The following is a 26,649-nucleotide window of genomic DNA, read 5'->3' as shown; positions in this document are numbered from 1 at the left end:
CCGACACATCACATGAAAGACAGCCATCGGCGTCAGAGCGGAAACGAGTCATACCTTCCACCTCGACGAACAACTCCAGTATCACTGAGTGGAAACTCGTAGCAGGGGTCGAGTTTCCACGCACGTGCGGCGCAGCCGCTCTAAGGAATCAGGCGCGCATCTCGGTAACGCTGAATCACCGAGGCGATGGCATCCGGCGTGGAGCGGAAGCCCAGGAAGCCGGCCTTCTTGGACTTGTTCATGTCCGTCAGGCATTCCATGTCGCGGCCGAGGTCACCGTCGGTGTGCCACCACGATGCGAGGCGGGTGACATCGCTCTCCACCAGATCGTGCTTCTCGGCGATGCGCTTCCACGCGGCGGCCGCATCGGACATGCGGGGTTCGAGGGGACGCGGCTCGGTGTCGAAGCCCTCGGGCTCGACGCCGAAGTGCTCGGCGAACTGCGGCCACAGCCAGCGCCAGCGAAAGACGTCACCGTTGGCGATGTTGAACGCCTCGTTGCGCGCGTTGTCGTCGGTTGCGGCCCAGACCATCTGCTCGGCGAGCAGGTCGGCGTCGGTGAGGTCGGTCAAGCCGTTCCACTGGGTTTCGGAGCCGGGGAAGACGAACTTCTCGCCCAGTTCCTTACAGATCGACGCGTAGACGGACAGCGTCAGCATCATGTTCATCGCGTTGCCCACGGCAAAACCGGAGACGGTGTGAGCGCGGTGCACACTCCATCCGAACCCGTATTTGTCTGCGCCGGCGAACAGTTCGTCTTCCTGCGCGTAGTAGAAGTTCGGGGTGTCGAGGCGGTCCTCGGTTTCGTGGAACGGCGTCTCGGCCATCACGGCCTCACCGTATGCATCGAACGGGCCGAGGTAGTGCTTGAGTCCGGTCATCAGCGCGACGTGCTTCACCGAATCGAGGGGGCCGAGAACATCGAGCACATTGCGTAGGGTCGCCGAGTTGACCTCGATGTTCTCCTGCTCGGAGTCCTTCTTCATCCACGCGGTGAAGAACACGACCTCGGGGCGGACGTCCTTCAGCGCGTCTTCGAGGGACTTCGGGTCGAGCAGATCCGCCGCGACCGGCACGACGCCGTCGACGGGGGTACTGCCGCTCCGACTCAGTCCGTAGGTGGTCCAGCCTGCATCGAGTGCTGCGCGGCACAGCGCCTGCCCGGAAATGCCGGTGGCACCGACGATCAACGCGCGCGTGGTGTTCGTAGTCATCGGATCCGGTTACCCACTGGAGCCGATGCAACACGTGACGCTTCACTCACGTCAGGGCCAGTACTTGCTGGACGACGAGCACGATCGCGCCCACGGCCGAGACGGCGATTGCGGTGATACGTAGGCGTCGCCGATCGAGAACTCGGTTGATCACCCGAGAGAGCAGGAACCCCAGAACTGTCGCCGGGGCCAGGAAAGCGAACAGCGTGGCGGTGTGGCTGTTCACCGCTCCGGCCACCGTCAACACCGCGATGGAGATGATCGAGCCGACGAGGAAGAAGCAACTCATCGTGCTGCGGAGTTCGGCTCCGGAGTTGCCTTGCCACACCAGAGCCATCGGTGGCCCACCGATGGAGGTGGCGGTTCCCAGAACTCCCGACGCGGCCCCGGCGACGACGAGATTACGTCTGTGCGGCAACGGAACCCAGCCGAACGACGTCAGCGCGACGCCGCCCAGGACCACGAGTGCCAACAGTATCGCCAGCCCGCGTTCGGGCAACAGGACCAGTAGCAGCGCACCCACCACCGAGCCGGGGAGTCGTCCGGCGAGTGCCCATCCGGCTCCCGAGAGATCGAGAGCCGTCCGGTCGCGTACCAGTACGAGCACGCTGACCACGACCGCGAGCATGATCAGCGTTCCCGGTACGAGTCCGGGGTCGACGATGGCCACGATGGGGGCGGCCAGCATGCCCATGCCGAAGCCGATCGACGCCTGCATCGCGGATGCGAAGAAGATCGCGAGGGCGACGACGACGAAGCCGGTGACACTCAGGTGCGTGAGTGTCATGTTCCGGCGGCGACGAGACCGAGATTCCCTGCCACGAGCGGATAATGGCATTCGGCAACATGATCGGCCTCGTCGGCGTCGTGTGCGACGGGTGGTGCGTCGCTCGCGCACAGGTCGGTCGCCCTCCAGCAGCGAGTACGGAAACGGCATCCCGACGGCGGATTCAGTGGCGACGGCACCTCGCCTTTCAGCAGAATCTTGTCCCCGCGGCTCGACGCGTCGAGTGTGGGTGCAGCCGACATCAACGCTGCGGTGTAGGGGTGCGCGGGCCGATCGAACACTGCCTCGGTGGCTCCGGATTCGACGATGCGGCCCAGGTACATCACCGCGACTCGGTCGGCGACGTGCCGGACCACCGAGAGATCGTGCGAGATGAAGACGTAGGAGATGCCGAGTTGCTTCTGCAGATCGTTGAGCAGATTGAGCACCTGGGCCTGGACCGAGAGATCGAGAGCCGAGACGGGCTCGTCGCAGATGATGACGTCGGGGTTCAGTGCCAGAGCGCGCGCGATGCCGAGGCGCTGCCGCTGACCGCCGGAGAATTCCTGCGGGAATCGGTTCTCGTCGCTCGGGCGTAGGCCCACCAGATGCAGCAGTTCGCGAACTCGTGCGGAACGATCGCGGCGAGTCTTGTACAGGCCCTTGTGGGTTCGCCACGGCTCGCCGATGATGTCACCTGCCGTCATGCGCGAGTTCAGTGAACCGTACGGGTCCTGGAAGACCATCTGTACTCGTCGACGCCACGCGAGGAGGTCCTTGCCGCGCAGCGCGAACGGATCGATGCCGTCGAAGGCGACGGTGCCCGAGTCGGGTCGTTCGAGCATCATCAGGGTGCGAGCGAGAGTGGACTTGCCGCAGCCGGATTCGCCCACGAGGCCGAGGGTCTCGCCACGTCGTAGATCGAGGTCGATGGCGTCGAGGGCCCGGAGCTTCCCGCGGCCGACGTCGAAGGTCTTGTTCAGGCCGCGCACGGTCAGCAGTTGCTCAGACATGGCTGGGTACCTCGTTCGGGAAGTGGCAGGCCGACATCCGGCCGGTGCCGACGGATTCGAGCGGCGGTCGAGTGCTGATGCAGATCTCGCGGGCGAGAGGGCAGCGGGCCTGATAGACGCATCCGCTGGGAATCGAGTGCAGATCCGGCGGGGTGCCGCCGATGGATTTGAGATCCTCGCCGCGGACGGCGTGCACGGGGACCGAGTCGAGCAGTCCCTTGGTGTAGGGGTGGCGCGGCGATCCGAACACCTCCGAAACCAACCCGGTTTCGACGACGTTGCCCGCGTACATGATTGCCACTCGATCGGCCTCTTCGGCCACCAGAGCGAGATCGTGGGTGATGAGTACGACGGCCATGTCGTGCTCGGTGCGCAATTCCTTGAGCAGTGCCATGATCTGCGCCTGCACGGTCACGTCGAGGGCGGTGGTCGGTTCGTCGGCCAGCAGTACCGACGGACTCAGGGCCACAGCCATCGCGATCAGCAGGCGTTGCCGCATGCCGCCGGAGAACTGGTGCGGGTAGGAGTCGGCGCGTGATTCGGGCTCGGGGATACCCACGCGGGCCATCAGGGCGATCGCTTCGACTCGCGCCTGCTTGGCCGACATACCCCGGTGGATCCGAAACGGCTCGGCCAGTTGAGTTCCCACGGTGTAGACGGGATTGAGTGCGGTCAGTGCATCCTGGAAGACGATGGCCAGTTCGGTGGCCGCGATGGTGCGTCGCACCTTGGTCTTGGCGGTGACCAAATCGACGTCGCCCATCTCCACCGAGCCGCCGGTGATGTCGGCGATCGGCTCGAGCAACCCGACGATGGCCTGCGCCGTCATGGACTTCCCGCAGCCGGATTCGCCGAGCAGAGCGAGGGTTTCACCGCGGCGGGCGGTGAAGGTGACGTTGTCGACGGCGCGAATGACGCCTGACGGCGTCCGCAGGTCGACGGTCAGTCCGCGTACGTTCAGGGCGACACTACCGGTGTCGGGTCGCGCCGACGGTGCGCTGGTTGCCGGTGCGCTCATGAGACGACCTTTCGTGCGGGGATCAGGCGAGACCGCTTGGAGCGGGGGACATTGAGTCGCCACCGCTGCGCGGGATCGGTGGCGATGCGGGCCCAGGCGGCGAGAACGGTGGCCGAGACGGTCGTCAACACGATCGCGAGGCCGGGGAAGAAGGAGAGCCACCAGGCGGTCTGCAGGTAGGTACGGCCCTGCGAGACCATCAGGCCCCAGGAGACGTCGGGCGGCTGAATGCCGATGCCCAGGAAGCTCAGTGACGATTCGGCGAGAATGACGAAGCAGAAGTCCAGGGTCGCGACGGTGAGCAGGGTCGGCAGCAGGATCGGGGCCACATGGCGTCTGATCACCGATCCGCTCGTCGCGCCGAACGTACGGGCAGCGTCCACGAACAACCGACTCTGCAGTTCTGCGGACTCGGCGCGGGCGGTACGCAGGTAGATCGGGATACGCGTGACCGTCAGGACCAGAACGATGTTCGCGGCACTGGGCGAGAAGACGTAGAGCACGACGACGGCCATCAGCAGGGACGGAAAGCTGAGGATGACGTCGGCGACGCGCATCGCCGCGGTCTCGCGCCAACCGCGATGGAAGCCGGCCCACATTCCGATGAACGAGCCGATGATCGCCGAGAGGATCACGGCCGGAATGGCTACCGACAGTGTGGTTCTGCTCGCCACGATCAATCGGGCCAGCACGCTGCGTCCCAATGGATCGGTGCCGAGGATGTTCATCCAACCGGTGTCGAGGGTGAACGGTGGCAGGTTCGAGCGATCGAGATCTTGGTCGGTGGCGGTGTCCCCGACCAACATCGGGCCGAAGACTGCGGTGAGGAAGACCAGCACCAGGATTGCGGCAGCGACGGTGGCGACCCGGTCCCGCAGGAGTAGCTTCCACAGCGGGGCCGACGCCTTGCGGGCTTCCACCGGAGCCGTCGGTGGAACATCCTCCGGCTCGGATGTTTTCGGTGCTTCGAAGTCGAGTGACATGTTCTTAGACCTTCACCTTGTCGCGAACCCGGGCATCGAGCAGTGCATAGCAGGCATCGATGACGATGTTGAGCACGAAGATGCTCACCGCCGTCAACAACACGGCCGCCTGCAGAACAGCGAAGTCGCGCTGCAGGATGGCGTCGATCATCAGTTTTCCGATACCCGGCCAGCCGAAGATGGCTTCGACGACCACCGCGCCGTTGACGAGTCCGACCATCAGGTCGCCGGCCACGGTCAGCGCCGGTGCCGCGGCGTTGCGCAGAGCGTGGTGGGTGACAACTCGAAGGTCGTCCGCCCCTTTGCTTCTCGCCAATCGAACGTACGGTGCCGACAGTGCCGAGACCATCGCGCCACGGACGACCTGAGTCAGGACGCCGAGCGGTCGAATGAGCAGCGTGGCGATCGGCAACACCCACGAGAGCATTCCGCTGTCCACCCCGGAGGTAGGCAGCCAACCGAACAGGATGGCGAAGACGTAGACGCCCATGATGGCGAACCAGAAGTCGGGAATGGACGCCGCCGTCATCGACAGCAGGCTCGAGATGCGATCGGCGAGCGAGTTCGGCCGGTATGCGGCCCAGCAGCCGATGATCACCGCACCGAGGATGGCGAGGAACATCGTTGCGAACGCCAGCTGCAGCGTTGCGGGGAAGGCGCGCAGGGCCATTGCCGACGCGTCCTCGCCGGTGCGCAGTGACTGCCCGAAGTCGAGTTGTACGACACCTTTGAAGTAGTCAAGCAACTGAGTCAGCACCGGCTGATCGAAGCCGTTGGTGGCGCGGAACGCTTCGCGCTGCGCCTGGGTGGCCGACTCGGGTAGGTACAGGCTGGTGGGGTCGCCGGTGAGCCTGGCGAGGAAGAAGACGCCCAGTAGAACGACGAACAGCGGGATCAGGCTGGTGTAGATCCGTCGGCGCAGAAATCTGAACATGTCAGGGCCTCTCGGTCTCGGCGCGGGTCATCGCGGCCAGATGCATTTCGTCGACCGTGGCCGAGTCCGGGGTGTAGTCCACGGAGGCGGCCTTGGCGAGCACCCCGTTCATGTGCGCGATGTAGGCCATCTGCATGATGTCCTTCGGTTCGTCGGCGAACACCTGCGCGTACGCGGCCTGCCTGTCTTCTCCGGTGAGAGCGCCGGCAGCGGCGATCTCCTTGTCGAAGTCCGCTGTGCCGTAGGCACTCTGGAACCCGTCACTGGTGAAGTACTGATCGACCGTGAAGGCGGAGTCGCCGGCCTGGTTGCCGTGCTGGATGACCAGCAGGTACGGACCGACGTCCGGGAACGGCCGCTCCTGGTACTCGGCAGTTCCTGCGGCGTCCATCATTTCGATCTTGACATTCATGCCGATCTTGGACAGCGAGTTCTGAATGACCTCCACCGTTTCGTTGATCTTCGGGAACTGACCGGTGCGTCCGATGAGACGGATCTCGGTGTCCACCGGAACCCCGTCGGCACGGGCCTGCTCGATCAACGTCCTGGCCTCGTCCATGTCGTAGGGCCAGGGAGTCAGGTCTTCGTTGTAGCCGACGACGCCCTCGGAAATGAGCTGTGCTGCAGGTGAACCGAGTCCGCGGAACAACGCCTTGACGATGCCGTCGCGATTGATGGCGTAGTTGATCGCCTGCCGAACCCGCATGTCGTCCAGTGGCGGTTGCGCGGCCTGCATGCGCAGTGCCGTGGTCTCGTTGTTGGGATAGGCCACGCCGAGGTCGCCTGCACCGTCCTCCGGTCCGACCGACGTGGCGATCTCGGCCTCGCCGTTGGTCACCATCGACGCGCGGACACTGCCTTCACTGCGCCATTGGTATTCGGCCCTGGCGTATTCGGGCTTCGGGCCCCAGTAGGTCTCGTTGCGTACCAGGGAGAGCTTCTGGCCGTAGTCCCACCGCTCGATCGCGAACGGGCCGGTGCCGATCGGTTCGCGTACCCGCTCGGTGTAGCTCGAAGTGCGCGGAACCATTTCCACGAACGAGAGCCGCAGCGGCAGAATGGGATCGGGCTCGGGTGACTGCACCGTCAGCGTCAACGGGTCGACGGCTTTCACCACCAGGTCGGCGTCGCCGAAGACGTATCCCTCGACGTTGCATCCCAGTTCGGAGTTGACGGTGCGGTCGATGGAGAACGCTGCATCCTCGGCTTCGAAGGGGCTGCCGTCGCTGAACGTCACGCCGGGGTGAATGGCGAACGTCCACTCGGTGTCCGAGGTCTGCTCCCACGAGTCCGCCAACTTCGGTTCGAGATCACCGGTACTCGGATTGCGCTCCATCAGCGGCTCGGTGATGTTCGAGCGAGTGACCACTCCGACCGACGTCAGCGATACGTCGCAGGCTTCGAGGGTGGGCGGTTCCTGAGGCAGAACGATGCGCAGGGTGTCTGCGGGGGCTGCGGCTCCGTTGCTCGAGTTCGCGACGGTGCAGCCGCTTGCGATCAATGAAAGTGATAGTGCGCCAACAGCAATAGCGGCGACGCGATGGGTCCGTCCCTGCTGCACGGAGAGTGCAGGGCTCATGGTGGCCTCCAGTGGGAAAAGGGATACGCGTCATCGAGCCGCATTCGGATCTGTGACGGTAGACACACGGTAGGAGTGGGTGATCTCCACCGTCAACCGGACGAAAGCGACGTTTCGGCCCGTTATCCACGTCACAATCGTGCCGGATCAGTGCGGCTGCTTGCAGTTCAGCGCCTCTGAGCAGGTCGAACGTCCAAACGGGTTAGGGCTACCTGCATGCTGAGGGTCATGTTCATGCCGTTTGAGTATCGGTCCATGTTATTTGCGTGTTGGACAGGTATCCGAGAAGCGGCATACCGTACAGGAAACGCGCACGCTCCACCACATCGCGAGGAGAACAACGGTGACCACCGGTCAACAGGAAAAGTCTGTGTTGCAACAGGATTCACGCCAAGGGGGCCGCGTGCTCCGAGTCGGGCCGCTGAAGCCGTCCCTGATGGACACTCTGGTTGCCGACTACGACGCACTGACCTTGCCCGACGGGGACGAGCGTGAGCAGTTCCTGGCCGAACACGGCCCGTCGATCACCGCCGTCGTCACCTCCGGCCGAACCGGCGTCGACGCAGCGCTGATGGAGCGGTTGCCGCAGCTCGGAGCCGTCGTGAACTTCGGAGTCGGATACGACACCACCGACGTCGACGCGGCCACCGAGCGTGGCATCGGGGTCAGCAACACCCCGGATGTGCTCACCGACTGCGTCGCGGATCTCGCTGTCGGCCTGGTGATCGACACCGTGCGTGGGCTCTCGTCCGCGGAGCGATTCGTACGGGCCGGCCGCTGGCCGGCCGAGGGCAACACTCCGCTGACCCGCCAGGTCACCGGCAAACGAGTCGGGATCATCGGGCTCGGCCGGATCGGATCTGCAATCGCGGACCGGCTCACCGCATTCCGATGCCCCATCTCGTACCACAACCGCAACGAGATCGACGGTTCACCGTATGCGTACGCGGCCAATCCTGTAGCGCTCGCCGAGAGCGTCGACGTACTGATCGTCGCCGCCTCGGGCGGCTCGGGAACGGCCCATCTGGTCGATCGCGCGGTGCTCGAAGCGCTGGGGCCGCAGGGCTATCTGATCAACGTGGCGCGCGGAAGCGTCGTCGACGAGGAGGCGCTGATCGAACTGCTCGCCTCCGGGCAGCTCGCCGGTGCGGGTCTGGACGTGTTCGCCCACGAACCGAACGTGCCCGACTCTCTGCTCGCGATGGACAACGTGGTGCTGTTGCCGCACGTGGGCAGCGCAACGGTGGAGACTCGCGCCGCCATGGAAGCACTGACACTGGAGAACCTCGATCGATTCCTGGCCGACGGCTCCCTCGTCACGCCGGTGACGAAGTGACCGTCGTCGTCGGCTACTCGCCGACCACCGAAGGAAAAGGCGCGCTGCCCTTCGCATTTCGCGAGGCCCAGATGCGCGGAACGGATCTGCTCATCGTCGCCGAGGACAACAGCGCGGCAGACGCCGACTTCGCTGCCACCGTCGAATCGGCTCGCGAGGAGGCGTCGGCGGTCGGTGTCACGACGAAAATTCACGACAACGAGGCCGGCCGCTCGCACGCCGACAACCTGATCGACCTGTCGTTCGACGAGCAGGCTCAGCTGGTCGTCATCGGCATCCGACGTCGATCGCCCGTCGGAAAGTTGTTCATGGGCAGCATCTCTCAGCGCGTACTGCTCGAAGCGCATTGCCCGGTGACGGCCGTCAAGCCGCCGGTGGGGACGCCGCGGTAGTCGTCACGCCCACTCGCGCGTCGGCAGCACGTCGGTCATGAAGCGGTGCAGTGCCGGGTTGTCGTTGTCGACGCGCCAGGCGGCGTCGAGTTCGACGGGGCGTTCCTTTACGGTCCGAACCGGTCGGAACACAACGCCTTCCGGCCGCATGGTCGACGCCGACTCGGGTACCAGCGCCAGTCCGATTCCCGAGCGAACGAGCACCAGCATCGTGTGTACCTGGGTCACGTACTGCACGTAGCGCGGTGAGACCCCGACGATGGTGAAGGTGCTGATCAGCAGTTCGTGGAAGTACCGCGCGTCGACGGGCGAGTACATGATGATCGGCTGCTCGTCGAAGTCCTCTACCGACAGCTCGTCCTTCGCGGCCAGTGGGTGTTCTTCGGGCATCGCCGCGATCAACGATTCGTGCAGCACCGGCCGAGACGCGATGCCCGGTCGCTTGAGCGGGGGTCTGGCCAACCCGAGATCCAGATCGCCGATGGCCAGAGACTCCATCTGTACCGCCGAGACCATCTCGCGTAGAACGATTTTCACGTCCGGTAGCTTCTCGCGCGCGGCGTCGAGCAGCTGCGGGAGCACCGCATGCGCCGATGCCCCGGTGAATCCCACGATCACAGTCCCCAGGTCTCCGGTGGGAACGCGTCGCACCGTCAGCAGTGCGCCCTCGGCGAGGTCGAGGATGCGTCGGGCCTCGGGTAGGAAGGCCAATCCCGCGGCCGTCAGGGTCACCGACCGGCTCGTGCGGTCGATCAGCTGCACGCCGACTTCGCTCTCGAGTTGTTGGATCTGCCTGCTGAGCGGCGGCTGCGTCATGTGGAGACGTTCGGCGGCGCGGCCGAAGTGCAATTCCTCGGCGACGGCGATGAAGCAGGACAGCCTGTTGAGCGAGAACATCGATTCATTCCTTGCATCGCGCTGGGAGTTCCGGCGTGCCTTTTCGTATAAATCTAGCGCACGTCGTCCGTGCTTCGACGATTACTAACCTTCCCTCCGGTAAGAGTAGAGTTGCTCGCGGAGTGGACGCCCATCCCGGTTGTCGTCCCTCATAACCATCGAACGGAGTCGTCGTGTCTCGAGCTGCCCAGGTGTCTGCCACCGCCGTCGAAGACGTCTCGGTTCTGGGCGCGTTGCGCTCGCCGCGCCGGCTCAAGATCGAGGTACTCGGCGGCCTCGTCGTGGCCCTAGCGCTGATTCCCGAGGCAATCTCGTTCTCGATCATTGCAGGAGTCGATCCGCGCGTCGGGCTGTTCGCCTCGTTCACCATGGCCGTCACCATCTCCATCGTCGGTGGTCGCCCGGCGATGATCTCTGCGGCTACCGGAGCAATAGCCTTGGTCGTGGCCCCACTGGCGCGGGAGTACGGCCTCGACTACCTCATCGCCGCGGTGATTCTCGGCGGAGTTCTGCAGATCGTCCTCAGCGTTCTCGGCGTCGCCAAACTGATGCGGTTCATCCCGCGCAGTGTCATGGTGGGTTTCGTCAACGCGCTGGCAATCCTGATCTTCACCTCGCAGGTGCCGTACCTGATCGGGGTGCCGTGGTTGGTCTACCCGATGGTCGCAGCCGGCCTGGTCATCATGTTCTTTCTGCCCAAGCTCACCACCGTGGTACCGGCTCCGCTGATCGCCATCGTGATCCTCACCGCCGTCACGCTCGTCTTCGCTCTGGCTGTCCCGGATGTCGGCGACGAAGGAGAACTGCCGTCCTCGCTGCCGTCGTTCCTGATCCCGAACGTGCCGTTCACGTTCGACACCCTGTCGATCATCGCGCCGTTCGCACTGGCCATCGCTCTGGTGGGGCTGCTCGAATCGCTGATGACCGCCAAACTCGTCGACGACATCACCGACTCGCACTCCAACAAGAGTCGTGAGGCGTGGGGCCAAGGAGTGGCGAATCTCGTCACCGGTTTCACCGGCGGTATGGGCGGCTGCGCGATGATCGGCCAGACCATGATCAACGTCAAGGTCTCCGGTGCCCGCACCCGTATCTCGACGTTCCTCGCCGGCACCTTCCTGCTGATCCTGGTGGTCGGTCTCGGCGAAATCGTCGCGCTCATTCCGATGGCCGCATTGGTCGCCGTGATGATCATGGTGTCGGTCGGCACCTTCGACTGGCACAGCATTCACCCGAAGACGTTGCGCCGCATGCCCAAGAGCGAAACTCTCGTCATGGTGGCCACCGTGGCTGTCACCGTGGTCACCCACAACCTCGCGTACGGCGTCGTCGTCGGAGTGATCACCGCGATGGTCTTGTTCGCCAGGCGGGTTGCGCACCTGACCGAGGTCGTCGACGTCGCACATCCCGACGACGACACCCGCGTCTACGCCGTCAAGGGCGAGTTGTTCTTCGCGTCGAGCAACGATCTGATCTACCAGTTCGACTACGTCGGAGATCCGAAGAACGTCGTCATCGACATGTCCGAGTCGCACATCTGGGACGCGTCGACCGTTGCGACCCTCGACGCCATCACCACCAAGTACGCCGCCAAGGGCAAGACGGTGGAGATCGTGGGCCTGAACGCGCCGTCGACCGAGCGGCACGATCGTCTCAGTGGAAACCTGGGTGCCGAGCACTGACTAGGGTGGTTGGTCGGGCGAAGAGAGGCGGCACATGACAGACGACGGCGTACACATGCAGATCGGGCAGGTAGCTCAGCGAACCGAGCTGTCGATTCGCACGGTTCGTCACTACGACGATGTCGGTCTGGTCACGCCCTCTGCTCGGACCGTCGGCGGCTTCCGGCTCTACACCGAGTCCGACGTCGAACGCCTGCTCGTGATTCGCCGGATGAAGCCACTCGACTTCACGTTGGCCGAAATGAAACAGCTACTCGAATCCCTCGACATTCTCGGCGACGAGAACGCGACCGACGACGCGAGGTCGTCGGCCGCGGCCTTCGTTCGTGAGTGTCACACCAAGGCCGAGGAAAGCTGCCGCACGTTGCGGCGGCAGCTCGCCTACGCCGAGGAGCTGACCGAGGTGCTGTCCACCCGTGGTGCGGCAGCTCAGATCTGACCGGACCGGCTTTAGCCGTCCACGACCACCGGGACGATGAGGGGCTGGCGGCCCAGGGTCTGCTTGGCCCAGCGGGCCGATTCCTGCACGATGCGCTTCTCGATGTTCTCGCGGGAGGCAACCTTGACGTCGCTCTCGCGTGTGAGGGTCTTGCCGATCGCCTTGGCCAACGAGTCGAAAGCGTTTGCCTCATGAGCGAATCCGCGTCCGATGAAGTCGACGTCGTCGACCAGCAGGCCGGTGTCGGGATCGACGATGGCGATGACGGTCAGCACGCCCTCGTTCGCGAGGAGGCGACGCTCGGCCAGTGAATCCTCCGTCACGCCACCGACGGCACTGCCGTCGACGTAGATCAGTTCGATGGGGACGGAGCCGGTGATCTGCGCGACGCCGTCGTACAGGTCGATGACGCTTCCGTTCTCGGCGATGATCACGCGATCGCGAGGAACACCGGTCCTGATGGCGAGATCGGCATTGGCACGCAGGTGCCGCGACTCACCGTGTACGGGAAGCACATTGGCGGGTTCGAGGATGTTGTAGCAGTAGACGAGCTCGCCGGCGCTGGCGTGACCGGAGACGTGCACCTTCGCATTTCCCTTGTGCACCACGCGTGCACCCTTGTCGACGAGGCCGTTGATGACGCGGTAGATCGCGTTCTCGTTGCCGGGGATCAGGCTGCTCGCCATCAGCACGGTGTCGCCGTCGCCGACCTTGATCTGATGCTCACCCGACGCCATCCGCGACAGCGCCGCGAGGGGCTCGCCCTGCGAGCCGGTGCAGATCAGCGTGATCTTGTTGGCCGGGAGCCGGTTGAGCTTCGGGAGGTCCACGACGAGGCCGTCGGGAACGTCGAGGTAGCTCAGGTCGGTCGCAATCTTCATGTTGCGCACCATCGATCGGCCGACGAACGCCACCTTGCGGCCCTGCGCGTGCGCGGCGTCGAGTACCTGTTGGATGCGGTGCACGTGACTGGCGAAGCTCGAGACGATCACGCGTCCCGTTGTTTCGCGGAACACCTTCTCGATGGCCGGGACCAGGTCGCGTTCGGAGACCATGAACCCGGGCACTTCGGCGTTGGTGGAGTCGACGAGGAGTAGATCGAGCCCTTCCTCGCCGAGGCGTGCGAAGCTCCGGAGGTCGGTGATCCGACCGTCCAGCGGGAACTGGTCCATCTTGAAGTCACCGGTGTGCAGCACCAGCCCGGCGTCGGTACGAATGGCGATGGCCAGACCGTCGGGAATCGAGTGGTTGACGGCGATGAACTCGAGCTCGAACGGGCCTTCCTGCCGGGTTTGTCCCGCCTCGACCTCGATCAGCGTCGTCGAGACCTTGAACTCCTCGAACTTGGCAGCCAGGAAATGCAGCGTCAGCCGCGACGAGATGACGGGAATGTCGCCACGCTCGCGCAGCAGATACGGGACGCCGCCGATGTGGTCCTCGTGTCCGTGCGTCAGAACGATGGCGACGACGTCGTCGAGGCGATCCCGGATGCAACTCCAGTCGGGGAGGATGACGTCGACGCCGGGCTGATGCTCCTCGGGAAACAGCACGCCGCAGTCGACTATAAGCAGCTTTCCGTCGAATTCGAAGACGGTCATGTTCCGGCCGATCTCGCCGAGACCGCCCGTCGCGATCACGCGAAGGTGCCCTGCCGACAGCGCTGAGGAGGATCGCTTTCGAGGTGCGGCGGGGGATCTGCGTTGGCGTGGTGATCTAGACATGACCTCAACGCTACGGGGGACTGCCGACCTGGCGTTCACCCCGGTCCGTAGATCGCCGATTTGCGTCAACTCTACTATTGCGTAAGAGTAGAGATCAGTTCCTGTCTGTACTTTCCCGCCGATGTGTGTGGGACGCGCGAGATGCCCATCGGGCTCCGCGAAGTAAGCCTTCGGGCGCCGCGATGCGCCCACCCGTGGATGAGACCGGCCGTTCGTCGGCACGTCCCATCCATCGATCACGAATGGAGAGATATGAGCGACTCCGCCGAGCGGATTCCGACCGTCATGGGTGCCCTGCGGTCCCCCCGAATGCTGAAGACCGAGGTGCTGGCCGGCCTCGTCGTCGCACTGGCGCTGATCCCCGAAGCCATTGCTTTCTCGATCATTGCCGGCGTCGATCCGCGAGTCGGGCTGTTCGCGTCGTTCACGATGGCCGTCTCCATCGCCTTCCTCGGCGGTCGCCCCGCGATGATCTCGGCCGCCACCGGTGCCATTGCGCTGGTCATCGCTCCGGTCGCCAAGCAGTACGGCCTCGACTACTTCATCGCCACCGTCATCCTCGCCGGCCTCTTGCAGGTGGTTTTCGGCGTCCTCGGTGTCGCCAAGTTGATGCGCTTCATTCCGCGCAGCGTCATGGTCGGCTTCGTCAACGCACTGGCAATACTGATCTTCACCTCGCAGTTCCCGTCACTCATCGGGGTGCCGTGGCTGGTCTACCCGCTGGTGGCCGTCGGTCTGCTGATCATGTTCCTGCTGCCCAAAGTCACCACCGTCGTACCTGCGCCACTGGTGGCAATCGTGCTGCTGACCGTTGCCACGGTGGTGTTCGCGCTGAACGTTCCCAACGTCGGTGGCGAGGGCGAATTGCCGTCGAGCCTGCCCGCGCTGCTGATCCCCGACGTGCCGTTGAACCTGGAGACGCTGAGCACCATCGCTCCGTACTCCCTCGCCATGGCCATTGTGGGACTGCTCGAATCGTTGCTGACGGCCAAGCTCGTCGACGACGTCACCGACACGCACTCGAACAAGACCCGCGAGAGTTGGGGCCAGGGCGCAGCCAACGTCATCACCGGCTTCTTCGGTGGCATGGGTGGTTGCGCGATGGTCGGCCAGACGATGATCAACGTCAAGGCCTCAGGTGCCCGGACGCGCATCTCCACGTTCCTGGCCGGGGTGTTCCTGCTGATTCTGGTGGTCGGTCTCGGCGACATCGTGGCGCTGATCCCGATGGCCGCACTCGCCGCCGTCATGATCATGGTTGCGATCGGCACGATGGATTGGCACAGCATTCACCCGAAGACGTTGCGGCGCATGCCCAAGAGTGAAACAGCAGTCATGCTGGCAACCGTGGTCGTCACCGTCGCCACCCACAATCTTGCGTACGGCGTCATCGTCGGCGTCGTCACTGCGATGGTGCTGTTCGCTCGGCGGGTGGCGCACCTGACCGAGGTCGTCGACGTAGCGCATCCGGACGAGGACACCCGCGTGTACGCGGTGAGGGGCGAGCTGTTCTTCGCGTCCAGCAACGATCTGATCTACCAGTTCGACTACTCGGGCGATCCCGAGAACGTCATCATCGATCTCAGCGATGCCCACATCTGGGACGCGTCCACGGTCGCGACCCTCGATGCCATCACGACGAAGTACGAGGCGAAGGGCAAACGCGCCACGATCATCGGGCTGAACGCGCCCTCGGCCGAACGGCACGGTCGATTGAGCGGACAGCTGTCGAGCGGGCATTGACTCACGAGACTGCAATCGCGGAACCATTGCGGAATCGAGCGTCATCACTTTAATGTGATGACACGCAACATCGGATTGCGTCTTGTGCTGGAGGGGTTCGTCGATATGCGTATTCACACGGTGGTGATCATCGGTAGCGGCTTCGGAGGTCAATGCGCCGCCAAAGCCCTGCTCGACCGCGGTATCGACGACCTCGTCATTCTCGAGCGAAGGCCCTTTCTCGGTGGGACCTGGAAGCAGAATCGCTACCCGGGCGCGGCAGTCGACGTGCAGAGTCCCCTGTACTCCATTGCCTCCGAGCCGTTCGAGTGGTCGCGCATGTTCGCCGAGCGGGAGGAACTGGAGCGCTACACCCAGCACGTGCTCGAGTCCAACGGACTGCCGCAACGCACACATGCCGACACCGACGTTCGGAAGATCCAGTGGGTCGGCGATCACTGGCTGATCACCACGTCTCGCGGTGACTACGCAGCGAAGTTCGTCGTCAATGCATCCGGCCCGCTCAGCACCCCGGTGATCCCACCGTTCTCGGGTCGAGAGAAGTTCCGCGGCAAGCAGTTCCACACCAACGACTGGGACACTTCCTACGATCACGCCGGAAAACGGGTAGCCATCGTCGGTAGCGGTGCCAGCGCCGCACAGGTGATCCCCGCGATCCAGCCCGACGTCGAAGCGTTGCACGTCTTCCAGCGCACGCCACACTGGGTGATGCCGCGTCACGATCGCGAATTCACGCCGCTGCAACGAAAGTTGCTGCGATTCGAGCCCATTCGTCGGCTGGTGCGAGCCGGCATCTACTGGAGCCTCGAGACCCGCATCATCGGATTCAAGTACTCGCGGCGGATGCTGAAAGCCGTGGCCCAGCGGACTGCCCTGAAGCACATCGAGTCTCAGGTTCCGGACTCCCAGCTTCGGGCGAAAGTCACCCCCGACTACACCATCGGGTGCAAGCGGGTGCTGCTGTCCAACACGCTGTATCCCGCACTGGGAGAAGCGAACGTGACCCTGCACGACAAGAACGACGGTATCGCCGAGATCACCGAAACCGGGATCGTGACCACCTCGGGGGAACACGTCGACGTCGACCTGCTGGTGTGGTCGACCGGATACGACGCCACCGACGGGGTCATCTCGTATCCGGTGATCGGGCGGGACGGCCGGGCGCTGTCCGAGGTCTGGGATCCCTACCCCCGCGCTTACCTCGGCACCACGATTCCCGGTTTCCCCAACCTGTTCGTGGTCACCGGACCGAACACCGGAATCGGGCACACCTCCGCCATCTTCCTCATCGAGGCGCAGATGGAATACATCGTTCGAGCCGTCGACGCAGTTCAGCGCGCGGGTGCAACCGCCATCGAGGTCACTGCCGCCGCCGAGCAGGAATACACCGACACGATTCACCGCGAGATGGACGGCACCGTCTGGAAGGACGGCGGCTGCCACAGCTGGTACCAGTCGAAATCCGGGCATGTTGTCGCAATGTTCCCCGGCTTCAGCTTCACGTTCCGACGGTGGGCCAAGCGTTTTCGGCCGGAAGCCCATCACATCCATCGGTCGTCCACCGACGTGACGACGAAGGATGAGGTATCGGCATGAAGAATCATTCGGGCCAGGTAGCGCTGATCACCGGTGCGGCAGGCGGTATCGGCTCTGCTGTGGCGGCAGCACTGCATCGGCGCGGTGCCTCGATCGTTCTGGTCGACATGGAGTCGACCGATCTCGAATCGGTTGCTGCGAAGCTGGGCAACCAGCGCGTAGCGATCGCCCATGCCGACGTCACCGTGCGAGAGCAACTCGACGCGGCGGTCGCCACCGCGATCGACACCTTCGGCTCGCTCGACATCGTGATGGCCAACGCCGGAATCTCCAGCGGTGCACAGGCATCGACGATCCGTGCCGTCGACGACGGTGTGTTCGAGAGAGTCGTCGGGGTCAATCTCGTCGGTGTGTGGAACACGGTGCGAGCGGCGCTGCCGCACATCGTCGAGTCCGGGGGCTACGTGCTGCTCACCTCCTCGACGTACGCCTACCTCAACGGTCTGGCGAACGCACCGTACGCGGCCTCGAAGGCGGCGGTGGAACAACTCGGTCGTGCTCTGCGTGCGGAACTCGCGGGCACGAAAGCAACAGCGGGAGTGCTGTATCCGGGGTGGGTGGCGACGCCGATCGCCGACGTTGCGTTCGGCGGCGACACCGTCGCGACGGCGATGACTGCCCGCGCCTTTCCCTCGCCACTGCTCCGCCCGATCACACCGGACAAGCTTGCCCGCGTGGCCGTACGAGGCATCGGACGCCGGGCGGCGCGCATCGCCGTGCCCGGTCGCTGGATCCCGATCTCGATATTGCGCGGCATCGTCAACCCGATCATGGACGCCGCGATGGAGCGGGATGCCGAATTGATCCGTCTGACTGCCGAACTGGATGCCCGACAGTCATGAGCACGGTGTCCGAAGCGGCCGGCCGCGCCTACGGCGGTGAAAGCGCGGCCGACCGCGACGATCGCAGGCGGCGACAGTTGCTGGACGCGGGACTGCGGGTGTTCGGCAGCGTCGGGTACCGCGCCGCAACCGTCCGTGGACTGTGCCGTGAGGCCAAGATCGCCGATCGGCACTTCTACCAGTATTTCGACAAGACCGAGGATCTTCTGCTCGCCGTCTACGCAGAATGCATTGCACACCTGACCGACTCCGTGTCCGAGGCCATGGCCGAGGTGGATCCGGACGGCGACCTGAAAGCGGTGGCCGAACACTTGCTCGAACCGTTCTTCCGAGTCGTCGAGGACCCGCACCTCGCCCGGGTGGTGTGGATGGAGGTGCTCGGCGTCAGCCCTCGCGTGGAGCAGACGTATCTGACGGTGATGAAGCAATTCGGCACCCTGCTGCTCGGCTACCTCCGCACGTTGGCCGGTGAGGTGCCGTCGGGCCCCGATCTGGATGTCGACCTGCTCGCCACCGCTGCCATCGGCGCCATCAGCCACACCGCCATGACCTGGTACCAGAGCGGCTACGCCGCAGAACGACGCATCGTCGTCGCCACGATCGCGACCATGCTCGCCAATATCGTCGCGCCGCTGCAGACGTAGAGTTCGATCACCAGCGCGGGCAGGTGTTCTCGAAGCTCGGATCGATGCTCTGCATGTATCCGGTGTCGTCGCGGTCACGAATTCCGCAGTCGAGGTACTGCTGATGCAGTGCCGCGAGCGCGTCCTCGTCGATCTCGATGCCCAGACCGGGTCCGGTGGGAACGGCCACTGCGCCGTCGACGAAGTTCAACACCCCCGGCACGACGACATCCTCGTTCTTCCAGGGCCAATGCGTGTCGCAGGCATAGGTCAAGTTCGGTGTCGCCGCTGCGAGATGAACCATGGCGGCCAGACTGATTCCGAGGTGGCTGTTCGAGTGCATCGACAGTCCCATCTCGAACGTCTCGCAGATTCCGGCGAGCAACCTCGATCGCTGGAGTCCGCCCCAGTAATGGTGGTCGGACAACACCACCTGCACCGAGTCCTTCACCACGGCAGGCTTCAGGTGATCGAAGGCAACGACACACATGTTCGTCGCCAGCGGCATCTTGGCTTCGCGCGCGACCTCGGCCATCCCGTCGAGCCCGGGTGTGGGATCTTCGAGATATTCGACGATGCCGTCGAGTTCGGCGGCTACCCGGATGGATGTGTCGACAGTCCAGGCGGCGTTGGGATCCAACCGCAACGGTAGCTCCGGGAACGCCTGCCGGAGCGCCTTGATTCCGGCGATCTCCTCGTCGGGCGCAAAGACGCCGCCCTTGACCTTGATTGCCCCGAAGCAGTACTCGTCGATCATCTTTCGGGCCTGACGAACCAATCCGTCCGGATCGATCGCCTCGCCCCATTCGTCGGGCTCCTGGCCGGGATGAGCTGCCCACTTGTAGAACAGATACGCACTGAACGGAACGGAGTCCCGAACCTTGCCGCCGAGCAGGTCGGACACCGGTCGACCCAGGACCTTGCCCTGCACGTCCAGGCACGCGATCTCGAAGGGGGAGAACACCCGATCGGTGGTGCTGGCTGTGGTGATCATGCCTGCGACGCCGTCGCCGCCTGTGATCGACAGGGTTCCCAGGACGGCATCGATGGCATCTCGGATCTCGTTGAGCGCGAACACGTCCAGACCGGAGATGGCGGTGGAGGCCGCTTCCAGTCGAGCCAGATGAGCAGTGTCGGCGTACGTTTCACCGAGTCCGACGACACCGGCGTCGGTGTCCAGCTGAATTATCGCGCGGAGCGCATACGGCTGATGTACGCCGACGGTGTTGAGCAACGGAGGATCGACGAAGGCGATCGGTGTGATTCGAGCGCCGGTGATCAGGACCGGTTCTTGCATCAGTGCACCGCAAGCTCGTCTGCCAGCACGGCCCGGCCGGCGGCAACGATTGCGGTGAGTTCCTCGAGGTGCGGTGCGCTGATGTCCACCAGGGGTGGGCGAACCGGCCCTGCTTCGATGCCCTCCATCGTCACGCCGGCCTTGATGAGGGAGACGGCGTAGCCGGGAACCTTGTCGCGCAAGCGCACGAGCGGGTGGAAGAACTCGCGGAGCAATGCGGCAGTGAGCTTTTCGTTTCCGCTGTCGAGAGAGCGGTAGAACGCCAGTGCCAGTTCGGGTGCGAACGCGAATGTCGCGGAGGAGTACAGCGTGACACCGATCGCTCGGTACGCCTGCTGGGAGACCTCGGCGGTCGGTAGTCCGTTGAAGAACTGGAAGGGCTTGCCCGACGGCTCCAGAGCGTCCAGTACCGCGCGGACGATGCGGCCGACCTGGTCGAGATCGCCGGTGCCATCCTTGAATCCGACGACCGTGGGAAGCTGCGCAACCTCGACGGCGGACTCCTCGGTGAAGCGAGCGTTGCCGCGGTTGTAGACGATCAGCGGCAGATCCGATGCGGCGGCAACGGCCTTGGTGTAGTTGACGAGACCGGCTTGCGGCATCGTCACCAGGTACGGCGGCAGCAACAGGATGCCGTCGGCTCCGTTGGCCTTCGCCGCGTGTGCGAATGCCTTTGCCTGCGCGACGGATCCGCCTGCACCGGCGTAGACAGGAACGCGGCCTGCGACGCTGTCGACTGCGGTACGGACGATCTTGCCGAACTCCTCGAGTTCGAGGGCGTGGAATTCGCCGGTGCCGCAGGCAATGAACACTCCACCGGGTCCCGCGTCGACACCCTTCGTGATGTGAGCGGCCAGGAGGTCGTAATCGACCTCACCGGATGCGGTGAACGGGGTGACGGGGAAGAACAGAACTCCGTCGAGCATGGGGGTCTCCTCGAGAACTAGGTGGGGTGTGTCAGTCGTGGGTGAGCTGGCCGTCGATGCGGCGGAAGATGCCGTCCGGATTTCCGTCTGCGATGGCGTTGGGCAACAACGATTTCGGTACGTCCTGGTACGCGACCGGGCGCAGGAAGCGTTCGATCGCGAGCGATCCGACCGACGTGGTCCGGGAGTCCGAGGTCGCGGGGAACGGCCCGCCGTGCACCATGGCATGGCCGACCTCGACTCCGGTGGGCCATCCGTCGAACAGGATCCGGCCGGCCTTGAGTTCGAGCACCGAGAGCAGCTTTCCGGCCTCGGAATGATCGGATTCGTCGGCATGAATGGTGGCGGTGAGCTGACCTTCGAGCTGTGACGCCACCCGCCGAACCTGCTGGGCATCTGCACAGCGCACGACGAGGCTCGACGCGCCGAACACCTCGGCCTGCGCTGCCTCCGAGGTGAGGAACGTGGCCGCATCGGTGTCGAACAGCGCTGCGCGGCAGGCATTCGGGGCGTCGGTGTCGGATCCCCGCGCTACCACCGTCACCGCGTCGGACAGTGTTCGCACACCCTCGGCGTAGCTCGAGGCGATGTTCGGCGTCAGCATCGTCGAGGGAGCGGATTCTTGCACTGCGGCGGCAGCGGCGTCGATGAACGACTGCAAGCCCGGGCCGTCGACGGCGATGACCAGACCGGGATTGGTGCAGAACTGGCCCGAGCCCATCGTCAGCGATGCGACGAACGCGCGGCCCAATTCGGCTCCACGGGTGGCGAGTGCACCGTCCATGACGAACACCGGATTGATGGAACTCATCTCGGCGTACACCGGGATGGGCTCACGACGACCCGCCGCAGCAGCAACGAGAGCTGTTCCACCCGAACGCGATCCGGTGAATCCGACGGCCTTGATGCGAGGGTCGGTCACCAGAGCGGTGCCGAGTCCGCGGCCGGAGCCGAAGAGCAACGAGAATGTGCCGGAGGGCATTCCGGTGGAGATAACCGCGTCGGTGATGGCGCGGGCGACCAGCTCGGACGTTCCTGGATGGGCGTCGTGTGCTTTGACCACTACGGGGCATCCGGCCGCGAGGGCAGAGGCGGTGTCGCCACCGGCGACGGAGAAGGCGAGGGGGAAGTTGCTGGCACCGAACACAGCAACCGGCCCGAGGGGGATCTGACGCTGACGGATGTCTGCACGCGGCAGCGGGCTGCGCTCGGGCTGGGCGGGGTCTATGCGGGCTCCGTTCCAACTGCCCTCGCGCAGAACCGAAGCGAACAGACGGAGTTGACCGGTGGTGCGGCCGACCTCGCCGGTGATGCGTGCCAGCGGCAGACCGGACTCGGCGACCGTCCGCTCGATGAGCGTGTCGCCCAGGGCCGCGATGTTGTCGGCGATGGTCTCGAGAAACCGTGCGCGAGTGTCCGACGAGGTAGCGCGGTAGTCGGCGAAGGCGTCGGCCGCTGCGGCACAGGCGCGCTCGACATCCGAGTCGTCGCCGTGGCCGTAGGCGGGTTCGAGATTCTCTCCGGTACCGGGATCGATTCCGTGAATCTGCGTCCCGGCACCGAAAACCGGAACGCCGGCGATGATCATCCGACCGGTGAGGTCGGTGGACTGTGTCGTCGACGCTGTCATGGGGTGACTCCTAAGGCTGTGGTGCGGTACGTGCAGTGACGCCGAGGCCGTGACCTGGCTCATAGCTCACCACGGTAGGAGCCGGATCGATACATGTCCAAGTCTAAAAATGTTGTGTTTGATGCAGTCTCGGTATCGCCTCGCTGACCGTCTACTCGAGCGTGGATGCCGGTCCTCGATACCTCGACTGCATCAGTCGATGCGCAGATGGTGTTGGACGGGAATCGATAGCTGGCCCTACTGTCGTCTGTGAGCCGAATCACCAGAGGTATGCGAGAAAGGTCGGGCATGGTCGTCCACACCAGCACCCCCGTCGTCACCGAAATGCGTGTCATTCCCATTGCCGGTCACGACGACATGTTGCTGAACCTCAGCGGCGCGCACGCGCCGTATTTCACCCGCAATCTGGTGGTGCTCACCGACTCGGACGGGCGCACCGGCGTCGGCGAAGTGCCGGGCGGGGAGCCGATTCGGCAGACGCTCGAAGACGCGCGCGTGCTGGTCGAGGGGCAGAACATCGGCCGGTACAACGCGGTGCTGGCCGCCATGCGTCGCGCGTTCGCAGATCGTGATGCCGGTGGCCGCGGCGCGCAGACGTTCGATCTGCGGATCGCCATTCATGCGGTGACCGCGGTGGAATCGGCATTGTTGGATCTGCTCGGTCAGCATCTCGGCGTCAGCGTCGCGGCGTTGTTGGGCGAGGGGCATCAGCGCGAGAAGGTGCAGGCGCTGGGCTACCTGTTCTTCGTCGCCGATCGCAACAAGACGGATCTCGCGTATCGGAGCAGCGCCGACGAGGCGGCCGGAGCCGACGACTGGCTGCGGATCAGGCACGAGGAGGCGATGGATCCGGAGTCGATCGTGCGCCTCGCCGAGGCTGCGCAGGCACGCTACGGGTTCCAGGATTTCAAGCTCAAGGGTGGTGCACTGCCGGCAGCCGAGGAGGCCGCCGCTGTTCGTGCTCTGGCCGAGCGCTTTCCCGAGGCTCGAATCACGTTGGATCCCAACGGCGGCTGGCTGCTGAAGGATGCGATCGAGACCTGCCGAGGGCTGCGTGACGTGCTGGCGTATGCCGAGGATCCCGTCGGCCCCGAGGGTGGTTTCTCGGGCCGCGAGGTGATGACGGAGTTCAAGCGGGCCACCGGGTTACAGACCGCGACCAACATGATCGCGACGGACTGGCGCGAGATGGGCCACACCGTCCGGTCCGGTGCCGTGGACATCCCGCTGGCCGATCCGCACTTCTGGACGATGGCCGGGTCGGTGCGTGTCGCGCAGCTCTGCGACGCGTGGGGCCTGACGTGGGGATCGCACTCCAACAACCACTTCGACGTCTCCCTGGCGATGTTCACGCATGTCGCTGCTGCAGCTCCCGGGAACATCACCGCCATCGACACCCACTGGATCTGGCAGGACGGGCAGCGAGTGACCAAGGAGCCGTTCACGATCGAGGATGGCTACCTCACGGTGCCCGACAAGCCGGGTCTGGGTGTCGAACTCGACTTCGAGCAGATCGATGCGGCGCACGAGCTGTACCAGAAGGAAGGACTGGGGGCCCGAGACGACGCCATCGGCATGCAGTACCTGATCGAGGGCTGGACATTCGACAGCAAGCGCCCGGCCCTCGTTCGATGAGTTCTGGTGCGTCGAGTTCTGTTGGGTCGATGAAGATCGTCGTCGGTGACCGCAACGTCGTGCCGCATCGCGAGCAGTTCGAGGCGGGTTTGCCGGCGAACGCCGAGGTGGTGTGGAGCGTTCCCTTCGACGAGCAGGACGTGATCGCGCATCTGCACGACGCCGACGTCTATGTCGGCGGCAAGTTCAGTGCGGCCATGGGCGCGGCTGCCCCGAGGCTGCGGATGGTTCACGTTGCCGGTGCCGGTACCGACAACGTGGATCGATCCGAAATGCGGCCCGATGTGCAGGTGTGCAACACCTTTCACCACGAGCAGTCGATTGCCGAATACGTCGTCGCGGCAACGGTGATGTTGCGACGAAAGTTCCTGCAGCAGGACCGCGCCCTCCGCTCGGGATTGTTTGCCACGTCCGTGTACGACCCGACCATCCCGCAGCCGTTGTCGCTCAGCGGTGCGCGGATCGGGTTCGTCGGGTTCGGACACATCGGCCGGCAGACCTGGCAGCTTTTACGGGCATATGGGGCAACCGGTGCTGCCGTCACCGGGAGCGGTCGGGCTTCGGACGAGGGTCTCGAATGGGTCTCGGATACAACAGGTCTCGCCGAGTTGGCAGACTTCGCCGATGTACTCGTGGTTTCCGCACCGCTGAACAAGCACACCCGCGGCATGATCGGTGCCGAGGAACTGCGCAGGCTGGGAAGCGGAGGGATCGTCGTCAACGTCGGTCGAGGCCCACTGATTCAGGAACTACCACTGTTCGACGCCCTGTCTCGCAACGAGATTGCCGCGGCTGCCATCGATGTCTGGTACAGCTACCCGGGGCCGGACGGGCGTGGTGAGCCCAGTTCCCTGCCGTTCCGCGAGCTGGAGAACGTGCTGATGACGCCGCACTCGTCGGGCGTCACGCATCACACGTTCGTCGGCCGGGTCGCCGACATCGCGTCGAACATCAATGCACTTGCCGTATCGATGGCCCGCTGAATTGTGTTGGACGCGTATTGGAACCCGAATTAGGCTGTGAGGCAATACCCTTCGCAATCACAGGAGATGTGAGATGACAACGTACATCGACAAGCCCTCGAGCGGTCTCACCGCGCCCGATGCGGCGATTCGGGCCCTCGCATCCGGTGACGCGTCCGTCGACAGCATCTCCGAGGTGACGCTGTCCTCGATCGTGCTGCCGCTGCGCAATCCGATCAGCGACGCCAAGGTTCTCACCGGTCGACAGAAGGCGATGACCGAGGTGGTGTTTCTGTTCGTCGAAATCCGTACCGAACAGGGCCATGAGGGAATCGGTTTCAGCTATTCGAAGCGGGCGGGTGGGCCTGCCCAGTTCGCGCACGCCCAGGAGATCGCGCCGGTTCTCATCGGTGAGGACCCGAACGATATCGGCAAGGTCTGGACCAAGTTGGTGTGGGCCGGCGCTTCGGTCGGCCGCAGTGGCGTTGCGACACAGGCCATCGCTGCGATCGATATTGCCCTGTGGGATCTCAAAGCCAAGCGTGCCGGGTTACCGCTGGCGAAGCTGATCGGCGCGTCCCGCGATTCGGTGCAGACGTACAACACCTCCGGTGGATTTCTGCATACTCCGATCGAGGAGGTCATGGACAACGCGGCCGGGTCGCTCGCGAACGGAATCGGCGGTATCAAACTGAAGGTGGGCCAACCTGATTGGCGCACCGACATCGCCCGCGTCACCGCGGTACGCGAGTTCCTCGGTGACGACGTCCCGCTGATGGTCGACGCGAATCAACAGTGGGATCGTCCGACGGCGAACCGCATGTGCCGCATCCTCGAGCAGTTCGACCTCGTCTGGATCGAAGAACCGCTCGATGCCTACGACGCCGAGGGGCATGCGATGCTGGCCAGGAATTTCGACACCTCCATTGCGACGGGGGAGATGCTGGCCAGCGTCGGCGAGCATGTCCGTCTCCTCGAGGCCGGCGCGGTCGACATCCTGCAGCCCGACGCACCCCGCATTGGCGGCATCACCCAATTCCTGAAATTGGCTGGGTTGGCCGAACACCACAATGTTCAGCTCGCCCCGCACTTTGCGATGGAGATTCATCTGCATCTCGCAGCGGTGTACCCACTGCAGACCTGGGTGGAGCATTTCGACTGGTTGGACCCACTGTTCGACGAGCACCTCGAGACGCGCGACGGCCGGATGCACCTGTCCGCTCGCCCGGGGCTGGGATTCACATTGAGCGAGCAGGGCCGGGCCTGGACGGTGGCGAAGGCAGTGGTGCGCTGACGTGGAGCGCTGACGTGGAGCGCTGACGTGCGCGGAAACTCGACCCCTGCTACGAACTTCCGCGCACGTGCCGCGAAGCGGCTCGTCCCACCGGTACTGTCTGCCGGGTGACAGACGCTCACCAGGC

Annotated in this window: 23 protein-coding genes; 11 read left to right on the top strand and 12 right to left on the bottom strand. The window is 64.5% G+C overall.

Translation table 11 applies throughout. From position 1 onward, the window contains the following. Positions 1-140: 140 nt before the first annotated feature. Genes J2X62_RS07360 through J2X62_RS07330 form a run of 7 tightly spaced genes read right to left on the bottom strand, consistent with a single transcriptional unit; the run spans position 141 to position 7,507 of the window. Positions 141-1,214 (bottom strand): SDR family oxidoreductase, encoded by a 1,074-nt coding sequence (locus J2X62_RS07360; protein ID WP_310179180.1) that lies wholly within the window; start codon positions 1,212-1,214, stop codon positions 141-143. A gap of 46 nt (positions 1,215-1,260) precedes the next feature. Then, positions 1,261-2,001, bottom strand: coding sequence for a sulfite exporter TauE/SafE family protein (locus J2X62_RS07355; protein ID WP_080731235.1), 741 nt, complete (start codon positions 1,999-2,001; stop codon positions 1,261-1,263). Continuing rightward, positions 1,998-2,993: an oligopeptide/dipeptide ABC transporter ATP-binding protein gene (locus J2X62_RS07350; RefSeq protein WP_310179174.1), complete on the bottom strand. Its 996-nt coding sequence runs from the start codon at positions 2,991-2,993 to the stop codon at positions 1,998-2,000. Before J2X62_RS07350 ends, J2X62_RS07355 begins: the two co-directional genes overlap by 4 nt. After that, the gene (locus J2X62_RS07345) at positions 2,986-4,011 is read right to left on the bottom strand and encodes an ABC transporter ATP-binding protein (RefSeq protein ID WP_283551029.1); all 1,026 of its coding nucleotides are present in this window, start codon (positions 4,009-4,011) and stop codon (positions 2,986-2,988) included. The genes J2X62_RS07350 and J2X62_RS07345 overlap by 8 nt, the downstream gene beginning before the upstream one ends. Then, complete coding sequence (locus J2X62_RS07340; RefSeq protein ID WP_310179168.1) at positions 4,008-4,994, bottom strand: ABC transporter permease; 987 nt, start codon at positions 4,992-4,994, stop codon at positions 4,008-4,010. Before J2X62_RS07340 ends, J2X62_RS07345 begins: the two co-directional genes overlap by 4 nt. Before the next feature lie 4 nt (positions 4,995-4,998). After that, complete coding sequence (locus J2X62_RS07335; RefSeq protein WP_310179165.1) at positions 4,999-5,928, bottom strand: ABC transporter permease; 930 nt, start codon at positions 5,926-5,928, stop codon at positions 4,999-5,001. A 1-nt stretch (position 5,929) separates the two neighbouring features. Continuing rightward, positions 5,930-7,507, bottom strand: coding sequence for an ABC transporter substrate-binding protein (locus J2X62_RS07330; protein ID WP_222061602.1), 1,578 nt, complete (start codon positions 7,505-7,507; stop codon positions 5,930-5,932). 436 nt (positions 7,508-7,943) lie between these two features. Between J2X62_RS07330 and J2X62_RS07325 the strand changes: the two genes are divergently transcribed. Beyond that, on the top strand, positions 7,944-8,843 hold the full coding sequence (locus J2X62_RS07325; RefSeq protein WP_179274288.1) for a 2-hydroxyacid dehydrogenase: 900 nt from the start codon (positions 7,944-7,946) through the stop codon (positions 8,841-8,843). Beyond that, positions 8,840-9,235 (top strand): universal stress protein, encoded by a 396-nt coding sequence (locus J2X62_RS07320; protein WP_027495308.1) that lies wholly within the window; start codon positions 8,840-8,842, stop codon positions 9,233-9,235. The genes J2X62_RS07325 and J2X62_RS07320 overlap by 4 nt, the downstream gene beginning before the upstream one ends. A gap of 3 nt (positions 9,236-9,238) precedes the next feature. Here the strand turns inward: J2X62_RS07320 and J2X62_RS07315 are convergent, their stop codons facing one another. Next, positions 9,239-10,132 carry a LysR substrate-binding domain-containing protein gene (locus J2X62_RS07315; RefSeq protein ID WP_027495309.1) on the bottom strand — a complete coding sequence of 298 codons (894 nt, stop codon included), beginning with the start codon at positions 10,130-10,132 and terminating at the stop codon, positions 9,239-9,241. 173 nt (positions 10,133-10,305) lie between these two features. Between J2X62_RS07315 and J2X62_RS07310 the strand changes: the two genes are divergently transcribed. Continuing rightward, a complete protein-coding gene (locus J2X62_RS07310; RefSeq protein ID WP_310179152.1) occupies positions 10,306-11,814 on the top strand; it encodes a SulP family inorganic anion transporter in 1,509 nt (502 codons plus the stop codon). A gap of 34 nt (positions 11,815-11,848) precedes the next feature. Next, complete coding sequence (locus J2X62_RS07305) at positions 11,849-12,253, top strand: MerR family transcriptional regulator (RefSeq protein ID WP_032383326.1); 405 nt, start codon at positions 11,849-11,851, stop codon at positions 12,251-12,253. Between the two features lie 11 nt (positions 12,254-12,264). On the opposite strand, the gene J2X62_RS07300 is transcribed toward J2X62_RS07305, so the two are convergent. Further along, positions 12,265-13,974, bottom strand: a complete 1,710-nt coding sequence (locus tag J2X62_RS07300; RefSeq protein ID WP_045841016.1) for a ribonuclease J — start codon at positions 13,972-13,974, stop codon at positions 12,265-12,267. A gap of 252 nt (positions 13,975-14,226) precedes the next feature. Between J2X62_RS07300 and J2X62_RS07295 the strand changes: the two genes are divergently transcribed. From J2X62_RS07295 to J2X62_RS07280, 4 genes are read left to right on the top strand one after another with little or no spacing between them, the layout of a single operon-like run. Further along, positions 14,227-15,717, top strand: a complete 1,491-nt coding sequence (locus J2X62_RS07295; RefSeq protein WP_310179147.1) for a SulP family inorganic anion transporter — start codon at positions 14,227-14,229, stop codon at positions 15,715-15,717. Positions 15,718-15,774: 57 nt separating this feature from the next. Beyond that, positions 15,775-17,313, top strand: coding sequence for an NAD(P)/FAD-dependent oxidoreductase (locus J2X62_RS07290; protein ID WP_310179145.1), 1,539 nt, complete (start codon positions 15,775-15,777; stop codon positions 17,311-17,313). Continuing rightward, positions 17,310-18,155, top strand: a complete 846-nt coding sequence (locus tag J2X62_RS07285; RefSeq protein WP_310179141.1) for an SDR family NAD(P)-dependent oxidoreductase — start codon at positions 17,310-17,312, stop codon at positions 18,153-18,155. The genes J2X62_RS07290 and J2X62_RS07285 overlap by 4 nt, the downstream gene beginning before the upstream one ends. After that, positions 18,152-18,799: a TetR/AcrR family transcriptional regulator gene (locus J2X62_RS07280; RefSeq protein ID WP_310179138.1), complete on the top strand. Its 648-nt coding sequence runs from the start codon at positions 18,152-18,154 to the stop codon at positions 18,797-18,799. Before J2X62_RS07285 ends, J2X62_RS07280 begins: the two co-directional genes overlap by 4 nt. A 7-nt stretch (positions 18,800-18,806) precedes the next feature. On the opposite strand, the gene J2X62_RS07275 is transcribed toward J2X62_RS07280, so the two are convergent. Genes J2X62_RS07275 through J2X62_RS07265 form a run of 3 tightly spaced genes read right to left on the bottom strand, consistent with a single transcriptional unit; the run spans position 18,807 to position 22,631 of the window. Continuing rightward, a complete protein-coding gene (locus tag J2X62_RS07275) occupies positions 18,807-20,075 on the bottom strand; it encodes a glucarate dehydratase family protein (RefSeq protein ID WP_371832695.1) in 1,269 nt (422 codons plus the stop codon). After that, positions 20,075-21,001 (bottom strand): 5-dehydro-4-deoxyglucarate dehydratase, encoded by a 927-nt coding sequence (locus J2X62_RS07270; protein ID WP_032374779.1) that lies wholly within the window; start codon positions 20,999-21,001, stop codon positions 20,075-20,077. The genes J2X62_RS07275 and J2X62_RS07270 overlap by 1 nt, the downstream gene beginning before the upstream one ends. 31 nt (positions 21,002-21,032) lie before the next feature. Then, positions 21,033-22,631: an aldehyde dehydrogenase (NADP(+)) gene (locus J2X62_RS07265; RefSeq protein WP_310179133.1), complete on the bottom strand. Its 1,599-nt coding sequence runs from the start codon at positions 22,629-22,631 to the stop codon at positions 21,033-21,035. A 288-nt stretch (positions 22,632-22,919) separates the two neighbouring features. Between J2X62_RS07265 and J2X62_RS07260 the strand changes: the two genes are divergently transcribed. The 3 genes from J2X62_RS07260 (at position 22,920) to J2X62_RS07250 (ending at position 26,522) form a co-directional block, all read left to right on the top strand. Beyond that, entirely contained in the window at positions 22,920-24,266 is a 1,347-nt protein-coding gene (locus J2X62_RS07260) for an enolase C-terminal domain-like protein (protein WP_310179131.1), read from the top strand. 29 nt (positions 24,267-24,295) lie between these two features. Next, positions 24,296-25,249 carry a 2-hydroxyacid dehydrogenase gene (locus J2X62_RS07255; protein ID WP_310179127.1) on the top strand — a complete coding sequence of 318 codons (954 nt, stop codon included), beginning with the start codon at positions 24,296-24,298 and terminating at the stop codon, positions 25,247-25,249. Positions 25,250-25,322: 73 nt separating this feature from the next. Continuing rightward, positions 25,323-26,522 carry an L-talarate/galactarate dehydratase gene (locus J2X62_RS07250; RefSeq protein ID WP_094622545.1) on the top strand — a complete coding sequence of 400 codons (1,200 nt, stop codon included), beginning with the start codon at positions 25,323-25,325 and terminating at the stop codon, positions 26,520-26,522. Positions 26,523-26,649: the final 127 nt, after the last annotated feature.

It is taken from the genome of Rhodococcus sp. 3258 (assembly GCF_031456475.1).
GTDB lineage: Bacteria > Actinomycetota > Actinomycetes > Mycobacteriales > Mycobacteriaceae > Rhodococcoides > Rhodococcoides fascians.
The sequence above is the reverse complement of the archived record's forward strand: the minus strand, read 5'-3'. Positions and strand labels throughout refer to the sequence as shown.

Bases quoted from the DNA above. Each gene is read 5' to 3' on its own strand.
- J2X62_RS07250 (WP_094622545.1), top strand. From the start codon at position 25,323: ATGACAACGTACATCGACAAGCCCTCGAGCGGTCTCACCGCGCCCGAT.
- J2X62_RS07265 (WP_310179133.1), bottom strand. From the start codon at position 22,631: ATGACAGCGTCGACGACACAGTCCACCGACCTCACCGGTCGGATGATC.
- J2X62_RS07285 (WP_310179141.1), top strand. From the start codon at position 17,310: ATGAAGAATCATTCGGGCCAGGTAGCGCTGATCACCGGTGCGGCAGGC.
- J2X62_RS07355 (WP_080731235.1), bottom strand. From the start codon at position 2,001: ATGACACTCACGCACCTGAGTGTCACCGGCTTCGTCGTCGTCGCCCTC.
- J2X62_RS07335 (WP_310179165.1), bottom strand. From the start codon at position 5,928: ATGTTCAGATTTCTGCGCCGACGGATCTACACCAGCCTGATCCCGCTG.
- J2X62_RS07315 (WP_027495309.1), bottom strand. From the start codon at position 10,132: ATGTTCTCGCTCAACAGGCTGTCCTGCTTCATCGCCGTCGCCGAGGAA.
- J2X62_RS07260 (WP_310179131.1), top strand. From the start codon at position 22,920: ATGGTCGTCCACACCAGCACCCCCGTCGTCACCGAAATGCGTGTCATT.
- J2X62_RS07300 (WP_045841016.1), bottom strand. From the start codon at position 13,974: ATGTCTAGATCACCACGCCAACGCAGATCCCCCGCCGCACCTCGAAAG.
- J2X62_RS07325 (WP_179274288.1), top strand. From the start codon at position 7,944: ATGGACACTCTGGTTGCCGACTACGACGCACTGACCTTGCCCGACGGG.
- J2X62_RS07340 (WP_310179168.1), bottom strand. From the start codon at position 4,994: ATGTCACTCGACTTCGAAGCACCGAAAACATCCGAGCCGGAGGATGTT.
- J2X62_RS07275 (WP_371832695.1), bottom strand. From the start codon at position 20,075: ATGCAAGAACCGGTCCTGATCACCGGCGCTCGAATCACACCGATCGCC.
- J2X62_RS07330 (WP_222061602.1), bottom strand. From the start codon at position 7,507: ATGAGCCCTGCACTCTCCGTGCAGCAGGGACGGACCCATCGCGTCGCC.
- J2X62_RS07255 (WP_310179127.1), top strand. From the start codon at position 24,296: ATGAAGATCGTCGTCGGTGACCGCAACGTCGTGCCGCATCGCGAGCAG.
- J2X62_RS07270 (WP_032374779.1), bottom strand. From the start codon at position 21,001: ATGCTCGACGGAGTTCTGTTCTTCCCCGTCACCCCGTTCACCGCATCC.
- J2X62_RS07305 (WP_032383326.1), top strand. From the start codon at position 11,849: ATGACAGACGACGGCGTACACATGCAGATCGGGCAGGTAGCTCAGCGA.
- J2X62_RS07360 (WP_310179180.1), bottom strand. From the start codon at position 1,214: ATGACTACGAACACCACGCGCGCGTTGATCGTCGGTGCCACCGGCATT.
- J2X62_RS07290 (WP_310179145.1), top strand. From the start codon at position 15,775: ATGACACGCAACATCGGATTGCGTCTTGTGCTGGAGGGGTTCGTCGAT.
- J2X62_RS07295 (WP_310179147.1), top strand. From the start codon at position 14,227: ATGAGCGACTCCGCCGAGCGGATTCCGACCGTCATGGGTGCCCTGCGG.
- J2X62_RS07345 (WP_283551029.1), bottom strand. From the start codon at position 4,011: ATGAGCGCACCGGCAACCAGCGCACCGTCGGCGCGACCCGACACCGGT.
- J2X62_RS07350 (WP_310179174.1), bottom strand. From the start codon at position 2,993: ATGTCTGAGCAACTGCTGACCGTGCGCGGCCTGAACAAGACCTTCGAC.
- J2X62_RS07280 (WP_310179138.1), top strand. From the start codon at position 18,152: ATGAGCACGGTGTCCGAAGCGGCCGGCCGCGCCTACGGCGGTGAAAGC.